This window comes from Streptomyces fradiae (assembly GCF_041270065.1).
GTDB lineage: Bacteria > Actinomycetota > Actinomycetes > Streptomycetales > Streptomycetaceae > Streptomyces.
The window spans coordinates 7,200,272-7,212,657 of sequence record NZ_CP065958.1 but is presented as its reverse complement, the minus strand read 5'-3'; the positions used below and the strand labels follow the sequence as shown (position 1 = coordinate 7,212,657).

The following is a 12,386-nucleotide window of genomic DNA, read 5'->3' as shown; positions in this document are numbered from 1 at the left end:
AGAGATCGCCGTGTCAATGGTCGCGACGCGCACGCTCGCCGACCGCGTCCAGGAACGCCCTGATGAGCGGGTGGAGTCGGGCCGCCGTCGACGACAGCTCGGGCTGGAACAGGCTGCCGACGAAGAAGGGATGGTCGGGGAGTTCCACCGCACGCGGCGCCTTCTCCGCGTCCCAGCCGCTGATCCGCAGCGCTCCGGCGAGGATCTTGTCCTCGTAGTCCGGGTTGAGGCCGTACTTGCAGTGATACGTCTCCACCGTCTCCTCCAGACCCGGGTAGGCGGAGGCGAGCCGGCTGCCCGGCGCGAAGTAGAGCGGCGCCGTCTCGCCGACGAGCGAGCAGCAGAGCGGGACGATGAGCGGGGTGGAAGCCTCCGCGTCGTACTGCACATCCTCCGCGTCCTGCAGCCCCAGGACGTTGCGCGCGTACTCGATGAGCGCGTGCTGGAAGCCGCCGCAGGTGCCGAGGTAGGGGATGCCGAGGGTGCGGGCGGTACGGATGGCGAGGAGCACGTTCGCCTGGCTCGCGTACGGCGACCCGGGGACCACCCAGATCCCGTCGTAGTCGGCGATGGACTCGGTCACGGTGCTGCTGGGGAGCCAGTCGACGTCGACACCGAAGGCGGGCACGATCTCGTCGAACCGGGCGTGGGCGGGAACACGGTCACTGCGGTCGCCGACAAGGGCGAGACGGGGACGCGAGGTCATCGGGATGTCTCCAGTCCTGCGGAGGTGAAAGGGGACGCGTGGTCGGTCTGGTGCCGGTGCGTTCCGGCGCTCACCACAAGGGCCGCCCGGTCATGCGGGGCTCGGGGGCGAGCCCGAGCAGCGCGAGGACGCTGGGCGCGATGTCGGCGAGGGTGGCCGGGCCGGCAGGCGTTGCCGCCTTCTGCCCGGCAGCCGGAACGAGCACGGCGGGAACCGGGTTGGTGGTGTGCCCGCCGTAGGGCCAGCCGTCGCCGTCCGTGGCGTCGGTGAGCATCTTCTCGGCGTTGCCGTGGTCCCCGACGAGCAACACCCAGCGGCCGGTCGCCTGCGCCGCGCCGCAGATGGCCTCCACGGCACGGTCGGTGTGCTCGGCTGCCTGCCGGGTCGCGTCGAAGTGGCCGGTGTGGCCGACGACGTCGATGTTGGCCAGGTTGGCGACCACCAGGGGAACGTCGTCGCGGCGGGCGGCGGAGATGACGGCTTCGGTGACCCGGTCGATGTTCATCGCGGGTCTCACCGTGTAGTCGGGAGCCCTGTCACCGGTGATCCTGACATGCTCCTCGACGGGGACGACGTTCGAGTCGCGGCCATTGAGGTAGTACGTGACGTGCTCGAACTTCTCGGCTTCGGCGATGCGTACGGAGCGCACGCCCTGCGCACCGAGTACGGTGGCGAGGCCGCCGCCCGCGTCCGACCGGTGCACCAGGGCCGGGATGGACGCCTTGGTGTCGTACTGGGCGAGGCTCAGGAAGGTGACCCGCCGGCCGGCGAGCCAGGTGTGGAGGTCGTCCGCGAGCTGCTGGATGCGGTCGCTGCGGAAGTTGGTGAACAGGATGGCGTCGCCGTCCTGGACGGCCCCGAGCGGCCGGCCGTCGGCGCTCGTCACGACGCAGGGCGGCACCCATTCGTCTCCGCGCTGGGTCAGCTCCAGGGCCTCCTGCGGCTCACTGATCGCTTCGCCCTTGCCGTCGACGATGGCGAGGGAGACCTTTTCGGTCAGTTCGAGGTTGCCGCTCTTGTCGAGTGCGTACCCGCGTCCGACGACCGTCGCCACCTCTCCGATGCCCGCCTCGGCGAAGAACGTGTCGACGAGGCCCAAGTAGGCGGCGGCCGTGTGGTCGGCGACGTCCCGCCCATCCGTGATGGCATGGACGCGGACCCGCGGCACGGCGAACTGCGCGGCGATACGGAGCAGTTCCTGCAGGTGCTGCACGTTGGCATGGATCATGCCGTCGGAGCAGAGCCCGATGAGGTGCAGGGCGCCGCCGCTCGCGGCGAGGCCCTTCAGCACCTCGGTCAGGGCCTCGTTCGAGCGCATGCGTCCGCTGGAGATCTCCTCCTGGACGAGCACGCTGTCGTACGGGATGGGGCGGCCGGCGCCGATGACCATGTGGCCGATCTCCGAGTTGCCCACCGTCCCGGGGAGCAGTCCGACGGCGGTGCCGGAGGCGTCGGCGAGGACGGTCGGGCAGGTGGCGAGCAGTCCGTCGAGGTACGGCGTGGCGGCCGCGGTCAGGGCGTTGGCCTCACCGGCCGCCGCGTGTCCCCAACCGTCGAGGACCAGCAGGATGCCCGGGGTTCCGGCGCTCACAGGGTGCTCGCGATGTCGTCGTCGTGGAGGCTGTCGAGCGTCTTCCAGAAGGTCGGGAAGGACTTCGCGACGCAGCCGGGGTCCTTGATGACGACGCCCTCGGTGCGCAGGCCGGCGATGGCGAAGCACATGGCGATGCGGTGGTCGTCGTAGGTGTCGATGACCGTGCCCTGCGGGGTTCCTCCGGTGATGGTCATGGCGTCGGGGAACTCCTCGACGGTGATGCCCATCTTGCGCAGCTCGGTGGTGACGGCCGCGATGCGGTCGCACTCCTTGATCCGGAGGCTGGCGATGTTGCTGATGTGCGTGGTGCCCTGGGCGAAGGCGGCGACGACCGCGAGGGTCGGGACCACATCGGGCATGGTCTCCATGTCGATGTCGATGCCGTGGAGTTCCCCGCCGGTCAGCGTGATGGAGTCGTCGGTTACCTCGGCGGTGCAGCCCATGCGGACCAGGGCCTCGACGAGTCCGACGTCGCCCTGCTTGGACGACTTGCCGATGCCCGGGATGGTGACCGTGCCGCCGAGCACCGCGGCGGCGGCGAGGAAGTACGACATGCCGGAGGCGTCGGGCTCGACGCTGACCGTGCCGCCGCGCAGCTTCTGGCCGGCGGCGACCTTGAAGCGGGTGTAGCCGTCGCGCTCGACGACGACGCCCATCTCGGCGAGGGCCGCGATCGTCATCTCGACGTAGGGCTTAGAGATCAGGTCGTCGATGACGTGGACCTCGGTGTCCTGCTCGGCGCGCGTGGCGTTGACCAGGAGGCTGGAGGTGAACTGGGAGCTGACCGCGCCGCTGATCCGCGTGGAGCCGCCGCGGAAGCTCGGGCCGGTGACCTTGATCGGCGGGCTGCCGTTGCCGCGGACGGCCTCGGCCGTCACGCCGAGGCCGGGGAGGGCTTCGAGGAGGGAGCCCATGGGGCGCTCCTGCATACGCTTGGTGCCGGTGAGCACGGTCGTCCCCTCGGCGTGGCCGGCCATGGAGATCAGGAACCGGATCGGGGTGCCCGCCGCTCCGACGTACACCTCCTCGGCCGGGGCCGTCATCGGCCGGCCGGTGGGCGTGACCGTGATCCGCTCGGCCGCGGCGTCGATGTCCACGTCGACATGGCCGAAGGCGCGCAGCGCACCCGCGAGGAACTGCGTGTCGTCGCAGACCAGGGCGCCCTCGATCGTGGTGGACTCACCGGACAGGGCGGCGAGCGCCAGGTAGCGGTTGGAGTAGCTCTTGGAGCCGAGGACCTTCACCCGCTTGTCGAAGGTCTGCAGGGGTCGGATCGTGACGCTCTCGGCCTTCATCCGCAGATCTGTCTCGAACGAGCTCAAAGCCTCTCCCGATGGTCGTGGCGCCGTGACGTCACGACGCCGCCGGTGACGTGATCGAGACTGCGGGTGCTCCGGTGTGGCTGAGAAGTTCCTTCCGGGGGCAGCAAGTTGCCGGGCAACATGCTGCCTCCCATGATCGGATCCGCTCACTCGGCACCGATCAGATGATCAAGCACCGTGCTATCTTGAAGAAATTCAATTCAGCAGCAGGCCTGGGGGGCGGATGTTGCAGTCACTGGGATTGGACGAACTGGCGCACACGATCTACCGCTTCGCACTCGACCGGCCGGGGTGCCACCTGGACGACCTTCCGCTCGGCGTCGACGCACCGGAGGCCGCCGTACGCCAGAGCGTGAACCGTCTCGTCGAGCTCTCGTTGCTGCGCCAGATGTCCGGCACCCTCGTACCGACCCGGCCACCACTCGCGCTGCGCACGATGCTGGAGCGGCAGCAGTCCGAACTCCTCCGTCGCCAGCAGGAGTTCGTCCACATCAAGGCGGCCGTGGACCGGCTCTCCGAGGAGTACGACGACGCCCAGGCGCGAGGCACCCACGCGGGCTGGGAGCGCCTCGAGTCCCAGGCCGCGATCCACGCGCGCATGGAGCGCCTGGCCGGCCGGACCACCACCGAGTGCGTCTCCCTGCTCCCCGCCGACGCCAACAGCGCCGAGGCGATGCACGCCCGTCGCCCGGTCGACCAGCACATGCTGGACCGCGGGGTCCTGGTGTGGAACGTCTACCTGGAGAGCGTCTACAACGACCGGGCCGGCCTCGCCTACGCGCGCTGGATCGCCCGCAACGGCGGCAAGGTCGGCACCGCGCCGACCCTCCCCCTCTGGCTCGTCGTCTACGACCGGACCACGGCCCTGCTGCCCGCCGACCCGGCCGACCCGTGCGCCGGGGCGGTGCAGGTGTCGGGTGCCGGGTACATCACCGGGCTGATCGCGTTGTTCGAGCGCCTCTGCGAGAGCATGACGCCGCTGGACGCCCCAGGAACCTGCGAGGGCGACCAGCCGACTCCGCTCGAAAAGGAGATGCTCCGTCTGATGGGTCAGGGACTCACCGACGAGGCGGTGTGCAAGAAGCTCGGCCTGGGCCTGCGCACCGCGCGCCGCACCATCGCCGACATGATGGAGCGGCTGGGCGCCCGCAGCAGGTTCGAGGCCGGGGCCAAGGCGGTCGAGCGTGGCTGGCTGCGGCCCTGCGCGTGCGGCGGCGATCAGCCCGTGCGGGCAAAGGATCCGAAGAGTGCAGCCCTCTCCGCCACGATCTCCGAAGGGCTGGACCTCGGCGTGCTGGTGTGAACGTCAGGCCTCGGCGACCGCCAGCTCCCCCATGCTCGGAACGGCGAGCAGACCGGAGAGCAGGCTCAGATTGTCCCGCCGGAGGCGGTAGTAGACCCAGGTGCCACGGCGCTCGGAGGTGACCAGATTCGCTTCGCGGAGGATCTTGAGGTGATACGAGATCGTCGGCGCCGACAGGTCGAAGGGGCCGGTCAGATCACAGACGCACAGTTCGCCGTCACCCGTTGCGGACGCGATCATCGAGAGCAGGCGGAGCCGGATCGGGTCGCCCAGGGCCTTGAACATCTTGGCCGTGCCCGCGGCCCGCTCCTCGTCGAGGGGCGCGGCTATGACGGGGGTGCAGCATGTTACGGGGTCGATCACCTCAAGCTGTGCCATCTGTCTAGTTTTACAGTTGTCGAATCTTTGCGCAACTGACCTGAGACGTGACGAGAGGCACCCCATTCGCCTCTCTGGCAGGGGAAATGGCCCTGCCTCCGCGCGGTGGGGACGCGCGAGGGAGGCAGGGCCGGGGTGCCCGACAGGGGGTGTCATGCGGAGGAGGTCTGTCGGGCGGACTGCGGGGAATCGGTTCAGGCCGGCGCCTTGGTGACGCGGCAGGCGAAGCACTTGTAGGCCTGCTGGCCGGAGAGGTTGTCGTAGTAGCGGTCGTCGACGAGGGCGTTCGCCGCCTCGTAGTGATCGGCGCCCAGCTCCTCCGCGAGCTTCTGTGCGGGGCCGAACGTGTTGGGCAGGAAGACGGTGTCCTCCCGGATGCCCTCCCAGTACAGGGCCGTGGCCGTGACCTTGCCCCGTGGGCTCTCCACGACCACGTCGTCGCGGTCCTCGATGCCGAGCCTGCGCGCCGTGTCGGGGTGGATCTGAAGAAGCCTGATCCCGTTGAGCCGGGCGCCGGTGGGCGTCCAGTGGGTGACGGAGGCGAAGTGGACCACGCTCGGCCGGCCCGTCATGCCCATGAGCGGGTAGTCGCGGTGGACGGAGCCGTCGCCCCGCACACCGAGCCGCACCGGATGCGTGACGGCCTGCGGGTTGATCGGGCTGGTGATGAAGCGCTTCTCGTAGGTGAGCGTGGGGTGGGCGCCGGTCACCTCGGGGTGGGTGTAGAAGCCGGGCAGTGCCGCGTGTCCGGCCGTGGCGAGTTGCCGGTCCAGCTCCTCGGTGTAGATCTCGATCTTGCCGCTGGGAGTGAGGAAGCGCTGCCCCTTCTTGGCGCCGAGCGACTCGGCGGCCTCGTACCAGGAGGGATGGTCCTGGTAGAGCGCGCTGACGCCCGGATGGTCGGGCGTCGGGCAGGGCCAGCGCAGCGGCTCCGTGCGCTTCTGCATCCGCTCCTGCGTCATTCCGCCCACGCCCGGGGTGTGCTTGACGAACTCGGCCCAGAGGGTCGAGTAGTCCTTCCAGGCCAGGGGGAAGGAATCGGCCCAGTACGCGTGACCCTTCCGGCGGTCCTGGCGGGCGAAGGCGTGGGCGAGGTCGATCCAGATCTCGTAGTCGGTCTTCGACTCACCGCAGCGCGGAACCGCGGCCTCCTGCCAGCGGATCGCCCGGTCGTCGCGCCGCATGTACACGCCTTCGTACTCCAGCGGCGAGCTCACCGGGAGGACGACATCGGCGTAGTACGCCGCCTCCTCCATGAACAGGCCGGTGTAGACGTAGAAGTCGAGCTTGCGGAACGCCTCCTTGACCTTCTCCGTGTTGGCGGAGGAGATCAGCGGGTTGCCCTGGGTGATGATCGCCTTGAGGGGGTACGGCTTGCCGGTGAGGATGGCCTCGGCGAAGTAGTCGGGCCCCACGGGCAGCGCGGTGCCCACGTCGGGCGTACGGACGGTGAGCGCGGGCAGGTGCAGGTCGCCGGGCCAGGTGTTGTGCATGAAGTTGCACCCGGTGCCGAGCCGGCCGATGTTGCCCGTGACCGCGGCGAGGAACGTGAGCACGCGGTACGTGTCGAAGGCGCCGAGCTGGTGCGAGATGCCGGCGTTGCAGAAGATGGCCGCCTTGTCGGCGCGGGCGTACTCGCGCGCGATACGGCGGATGGTGTCGGCCGGGACGCCCGTCACGTCGGCGGCCCACTCCGGGGTGTATCCCGACGCCGCCATATGGGCCTGAAGCTCCTTGAAGCCGAGGACCCAGCGGTCGACGAACTCCCGGTCGTACAGGCGCTTGTCGAGGATGTGCTGCAGCATGCCCAGGGCCAGAGCCAGGTCGGTGTGCGGCTTGGGGGAGATCCACTCGTCGGCGAGCGCACCCGTGGGAGTCTCCCGGGGGTCGACGACCACGAGCTTGGCACCCGTACGGGCCTTCCCGCGGAGCAGGTAGTCGAAGGTGACGGGATGGGTCTCGGCCTGGTTGGTGCCGAGGAAGAGGAAGTAGTCGGCGGAGCCCAGGTCGTCCTGGCCGGTGGCGCCGTCCGTGCCGTACCCGTTGGTGAAGTTGCCGAGGCCGAAGGTGGCCTTGAGGGCGTTGCCGCCGGCGTCGTTGCAGACCGGACCGACGTCGGTGTTGTTGGGGCTGCCGAGGAGCGTGAACAGGCGCGCCACCAGGGACCCGGTGCCCCGGGGGAGACGGCCGGTGGTCCGGTTGGCGATCGCGGCGACCTGACCGCTGTCGCGCAGCGCGAGGAGACGGCGGGCGATCAGATCGAGCGCCTCGTCCCACGTGGCCTCGCGGAATGCGGGTTCCTTGGAGCCCTTCCGGCCGCCGGTACGGATCAGGGGCTTGGTCAGGCGCAGGGGGTTGTGGGTGATCTCGGCCATCATCGGGGCCTTGACGCAGATGTTGCCCTGCTGCACCGGGTCGCCGGACGCGCCCTGGACGCTGATGACACGGTCGGCACGGACGCCGACGGAGATCGCGCAGTTCGAGTTGCAGAACTGGCAGGCGCTCTTGACCGTCCGGTCGGGGTGGAGGGCAGCCGAGCCCTCGGTGAAGTTCAACAGGCCGCCCTCGCCGACGGTGGTGGGTGGTGCGACATTCACGGGGTTGCCTCCGGCCGCGGATGCGGTCGGGACGTTGACCATCAGGGCCGCGCTGGTGAGTACGGCGCCCTGGACGACGTTCCTTCTGGAGACAGGCTTGTTGTTGTGGGACACGTCCGACTCCCCCTGTGGTGTGGCAGGCGTCGTGAGCCTAGGGTGATCACCACCTCCTGTCTAGAGATTCATCGAATCAACGGGTTAGAGTGAGGCGCGCGCCGTCCCGCTGCTCGGACTGGCCTGTCTTCGCGCTGTTTTGACGTTCTGTCAGCTTCCTTTCACACCAGGCATGTCGACGTGTAGCCCGCAGGGGGGTGGGGATGAATCCGGGTGTGCGCTCGCTGCCGGGAGCCGGCCTCGTCCGCGCCCTGCTCCTCACCTGGCTGAGCGTGGTGATGTCCGCCTGCGGCCACAGTGTGGCCACGGGAGCGTCGCCCTCCTGGAGCGCGATCTCGGAGGGCTCAGCGGCCGTCACCCTCGTGGTGGCACCCCTTGCCCGCCGTCGTCTGACCATGCCGATGAGCTCGGGTGTTCTCGCCGTTTCGCAGATCGGGCTGCACGCCTTCTTCTCGGCCACGATGCCGGTGAGCCCGATGCCGCATTCCATGGGGGCGATGGACCAGGGCATGACTCCCCTGCCCTGGACGGCCGTTCTTCCCACGCTCCCGATGCTCTGCGGTCACCTCGTGGCGGCGGCCGGCGTCGCATGGCTGCTCCGCAGCGGCGACGCGGCAGCGGCCCAGGTCCGCGAACTCGCCTGCCTGTACGGCTCCGACGTCGTCGCGTACGTACGGCGCATCCTCAACGTCCTGGTGCGACAGTGGCGTTGGTGTCCGGCTGCACCCGTATCCGGTCTTCCGCGTGCTCTGTCCTGGCGGGCGGCGGCACCCCTCGGCCCTCAGCTCCTCCTCTCACATGAGGTGACTCGACGCGGACCTCCGCGGTGGATGGCCGTCCTCGGCTGACGTCGTCATCCATCCTTCCCGCCCCGGTACGCGTGTGCCCTGCGAGGCACCGCTCGGGGCCCTGCACCAACGGAGTCACACTCATGCGCACTTCCGCACGCCTCGGCATCCTCGCCGCGACCACGGTCGCCGGCCTCGCACTCGCCTCCTCCCCCGCCTTCGCCCATGTGTCCGTCCAGCCGGAGGGCACCGCCGCCAAGGGCGGCTACGCCACCGTGAACGTCAAGGTCCCCAACGAGCGGCCGAACGCCTCGACCACCAAGGTCGAGGTGTCGTTCCCGGCCGATCACCCACTGGCCTCGGTCATGCCGCAGGCGGTGCCCGGGTGGACCATCGAGGTGACCAGGACGAAGCTCGCCAAGCCGCTGACGCTGCACGGCAAGAGCATCACCGAGGCCGTCAGCAAGGTCACCTGGACCGCCACCGACAAGGGCATCCAGCCGGGCTACTTCCAGAAGTTCCCGCTGTCGCTCGGCCAACTGCCCGAGGACGCGGACGAACTCGTCCTCAAGGCGCTGCAGACGTACGACAACAAGGAGGTCGTGCGCTGGATCGAGCCGCCCGTGGCGGGCCAGGAGGAGCCGGAGCACCCGGCCGCCGTACTGAAGCTCTCCGCGGCGACCGACGACCACCACGGCGGGGCACCGGCTTCGAACGCGCCCGCCGCGAAGCCTTCCGGCGGCGATGACCACGGCGCCGACAAGGCGCAGGCGCACGACGACAGCGAGCACGGCACCGAGCGGTGGCTCGGCATCGCCGGGATCGTCCTGGGCGCGGCCGGACTCGGCACAGCCCTGGTCACCAGCCGTCGCCGCAGCAACGCCTGATCCGGAAAGGCTGCCATGACGGTCACCGTCTCCCGCGCGCGCCGCTGGGTCGTCGCCCTGCTGGCCGGTCTGGGCCTGCTCGTCGCCGGAGCCCCTCCGGCCGACGCGCACGCCGTGCTCACCGGCAGTACGCCCGCGCGCGGGGCGGTGGTCGCCGAAGCCCCGTCCCGGGTGATGCTGACCTTCACCGAGGAGATCGCACTCAGCGCCGACGCCGTTCGCGTGCTTGATCCCGCCGGCCGGCGGGTGGACGACGCGCGGCCTGTCGAGGAAGGCGGCGGCTCGTACGCGGTGGGTCTGCGGGGGCAGTTGCCCCAGGGGACGTACACAGTGGCGTACCAGGTGGTGTCCGCCGACAGCCACCCGGTGGCGGGCGCGTTCACGTTCTCCGTGGGCGCCCCGTCGGCGACGGCCGCCGGCACAGTGCCGAGCGTGCGCGATCCGGACGCCGGCCCCGTCGGGTGGGCCTACGCGGCAGCGCGCTTCGGCGCGTACGCCGGGATGCTCCTCCTGACGGGTGCGGTCTGCTTCCTGCTGGTGTGCCGGCCGCAGGGACGGGAGCACCGCCTGACGCGCCGTGCGGTGGTGGTGGGGTGGTCGGTGCTGCTCGCGTGCACGCTCGCCCTGCTCGCACTCCGGGGCGCGTACACCGGCTCCGGGGAGCTCGGGGATGTCGCCGATGTCGCGCGACTCGGCGAGGCCTGGGGAACCAAGGCAGGGGTGCTCTTCGGTGTGCGCCTCGGGCTGCTGGCGGCGGGCGCCGTGGTATGGATCCGGTGGCGGAAGGCACCCGCGGAGGCTTCGAGCCGTGCCGCGGTCGTCACCGCACTGCTCCTGGGAGCCGCGCTCGCCTGTACCTGGGCCGGCGCCGAGCATGCCTCGGCGGGGTTGCAGACCGCTGTCGCCGTACCTGTCGATGTGGTGCATCTGATGGCGGCCGGCACATGGATCGGCGGGTTGTGCGTCCTGACCCTCGCGTTGACACGAGTCGACGCTCTGCCCGCGGAGGTGGTGGCCCGGTTCTCGCGGGTCGCGCTCGTCAGCGTGGGTGTGCTCGTGGTCACCGGGCTCTATCAGTCGTGGCGCCAGGTGGGTACGCTGCCCGGCCTGACCGAGACCCGCTTCGGGCTCCTGCTGCTCGCCAAGGCGGGCGGGGTGGCGCTGCTGCTGTGCCTCGGCTACGTCTCGCGCCGCTGGACCGCCCGTCTGGAGGACGGTCCCACCCCGCGGCGGACTCTCCGGCGCTGGGTGGCGACGGAGGCCGTCCTCGGGGTGGCCGTTCTGGCGATCACCACGGTTCTGACCACCACGGAACCCGCGCGTTCGGAACAATCGGCGACGGAGGCGGGGGCCGTTGCCGTCGTCTCCCTTGAGGCGCCGTTCGACACTGGCAGCCCCCAGGGGAAGGGGAAGGCCGACATCGTCGTGGATCCCGGACGGGCCGGCGCCAACGCGTTCCATGTGACCGTGACCGACCCGGCCGGCGGGCTCCTCGACGTGCCCGAGGTACGGGCCACTCTGACGTCGCCCGAAGGCATCGGTCCCCTACCGGTCCCGGTGCGGCGGGCATCCGAAGGCCACTGGACCGTCTCCGGCTTCCAGGTGCCGACGCCGGGCGCCTGGGAGCTGGCGCTGACCGTACGGACCTCCGACGTCGATCAGATCACGCTGCGTCGTCCGCTCGATGTCCGCTGACGTCCGCGTCGTGCCCGTCGTAGGCGTCGGACGCCGTCCCGTCGATCTCGGCGACGAGGTCCGCGACGCGCTCCTTGATCTCGTCGCGTATCCGGCGCACGACGTCGAGGCCCTGGCCCGCCGGGTCCTGCAGCGCCCAGTCGCGGTACTGCTTGCCCGGGAAGACGGGGCAGGTGTCGCCGCAGCCCATGGTGATCACGTAGTCGCTGCTCTTCACCATCTCCGGGGTCAGCACGCGCGGGGTGAGACCGACCAGGTCGATGTCCACCTCGGCCATGGCGGCGACGGCCTGGGGATTGATCTGGTCGGCGGGCAGGGTGCCGGCGGAGCGGACCTCGACGCGTCCCCGGGACAGGTGCTGGAGCCAGGCGGCGGCCATCTGCGAGCGGCCGGCGTTGTGGACGCAGACGAAAAGGACAGAAGCGCGGGGGACGGTGGCCATGTCGATCCTCGGGTGGTGCGGATGGTGCCTGGTGGGTGAGGAGGGGTGGCATGCCGACCGGAACCCTGCAGGAGAATGGGGAATGCGGTGCCCGCGACACCCCCGGACATGAGAGTATCAGTATATGCTGACATCAGTCGACAGTGACGTATTGAAGGCGCTGGCCGACCCCTTGCGCCTTCAGATCGTGACGCTGCTGGCGCGCGAGTCCCTCTGCACGACCCACCTGGTCGAGGAGACGGGGGCTCGACAGACCAACCTGTCCAACCACCTGAAGGTGCTGCGCGAGGCGGGCCTCGTCGACACCGAGCCCTGCGGGCGGTGGACGTACTACCACCTCAAGCCCGAGGCGTTGTCCGCACTCGCGGGCGAACTGACCCGCCTCGCGGCCGTCGCGCAGGAGACGACCGAGAGCGGCCGCAAGCGGAGCTGCTGACATCAACAGGAAGACATCAACAGGAACTGACATCATCGAAGACTGGTGTCAGTTCTCAGTGATGTGAGAGCATCCCCTCATGCTCACCTCAGTCGAGGCTGATGCGATCACGGACACCGGCTCC

Annotated in this window: 11 protein-coding genes; 5 read left to right on the top strand and 6 right to left on the bottom strand. The window is 69.9% G+C overall.

The genetic code is table 11. From position 1 onward, the window contains the following. Window positions 1-13: 13 nt before the first annotated feature. From JAO84_RS32740 to aroA, 3 genes are all read right to left on the bottom strand, one after another. The gene (locus tag JAO84_RS32740; protein ID WP_265864259.1) at window positions 14-706 is read right to left on the bottom strand and encodes a hypothetical protein; all 693 of its coding nucleotides are present in this window, start codon (window positions 704-706) and stop codon (window positions 14-16) included. 70 nt (window positions 707-776) lie between these two features. Continuing rightward, window positions 777-2,297: a 2,3-bisphosphoglycerate-independent phosphoglycerate mutase gene (gpmI, locus tag JAO84_RS32735; RefSeq protein WP_265864260.1), complete on the bottom strand. Its 1,521-nt coding sequence runs from the start codon at window positions 2,295-2,297 to the stop codon at window positions 777-779. Further along, on the bottom strand, window positions 2,294-3,595 hold the full coding sequence (gene aroA / locus JAO84_RS32730; protein WP_265864453.1) for a 3-phosphoshikimate 1-carboxyvinyltransferase: 1,302 nt from the start codon (window positions 3,593-3,595) through the stop codon (window positions 2,294-2,296). Before aroA ends, gpmI begins: the two co-directional genes overlap by 4 nt. A 250-nt stretch (window positions 3,596-3,845) precedes the next feature. On the opposite strand from aroA, the gene JAO84_RS32725 reads away from it, so the two are divergent. Next, window positions 3,846-4,925: a LuxR family transcriptional regulator gene (locus JAO84_RS32725; RefSeq protein WP_265864261.1), complete on the top strand. Its 1,080-nt coding sequence runs from the start codon at window positions 3,846-3,848 to the stop codon at window positions 4,923-4,925. Window positions 4,926-4,928: 3 nt separating this feature from the next. Here the strand turns inward: JAO84_RS32725 and JAO84_RS32720 are convergent, their stop codons facing one another. Both JAO84_RS32720 and JAO84_RS32715 read right to left on the bottom strand, forming a co-directional pair. Beyond that, a complete protein-coding gene (locus JAO84_RS32720) occupies window positions 4,929-5,303 on the bottom strand; it encodes a helix-turn-helix transcriptional regulator (protein WP_265864262.1) in 375 nt (124 codons plus the stop codon). Between the two features lie 194 nt (window positions 5,304-5,497). Beyond that, on the bottom strand, window positions 5,498-8,014 hold the full coding sequence (locus JAO84_RS32715) for a molybdopterin-dependent oxidoreductase (RefSeq protein WP_370416090.1): 2,517 nt from the start codon (window positions 8,012-8,014) through the stop codon (window positions 5,498-5,500). 203 nt (window positions 8,015-8,217) lie between these two features. Between JAO84_RS32715 and JAO84_RS32710 the strand changes: the two genes are divergently transcribed. From JAO84_RS32710 to JAO84_RS32700, 3 genes are all read left to right on the top strand, one after another. Next, window positions 8,218-8,862: a hypothetical protein gene (locus JAO84_RS32710; protein WP_370416089.1), complete on the top strand. Its 645-nt coding sequence runs from the start codon at window positions 8,218-8,220 to the stop codon at window positions 8,860-8,862. Between the two features lie 83 nt (window positions 8,863-8,945). Further along, window positions 8,946-9,689, top strand: coding sequence for a YcnI family protein (locus tag JAO84_RS32705; RefSeq protein WP_370416088.1), 744 nt, complete (start codon window positions 8,946-8,948; stop codon window positions 9,687-9,689). 15 nt (window positions 9,690-9,704) lie between these two features. Beyond that, window positions 9,705-11,384 carry a copper resistance CopC/CopD family protein gene (locus JAO84_RS32700; RefSeq protein ID WP_370416087.1) on the top strand — a complete coding sequence of 560 codons (1,680 nt, stop codon included), beginning with the start codon at window positions 9,705-9,707 and terminating at the stop codon, window positions 11,382-11,384. Here the strand turns inward: JAO84_RS32700 and JAO84_RS32695 are convergent. Next, window positions 11,353-11,826 carry an arsenate reductase ArsC gene (locus tag JAO84_RS32695; protein WP_370416086.1) on the bottom strand — a complete coding sequence of 158 codons (474 nt, stop codon included), beginning with the start codon at window positions 11,824-11,826 and terminating at the stop codon, window positions 11,353-11,355. The two genes, JAO84_RS32700 and JAO84_RS32695, sit on opposite strands and share 32 nt — an antisense overlap. A 124-nt stretch (window positions 11,827-11,950) precedes the next feature. Here JAO84_RS32695 and JAO84_RS32690 point away from each other — a divergent pair, with 124 nt between their 5' ends. Continuing rightward, a complete protein-coding gene (locus JAO84_RS32690; RefSeq protein ID WP_370416085.1) occupies window positions 11,951-12,262 on the top strand; it encodes an ArsR/SmtB family transcription factor in 312 nt (103 codons plus the stop codon). The last annotated feature ends 124 nt before the right edge of the window (window positions 12,263-12,386 follow it).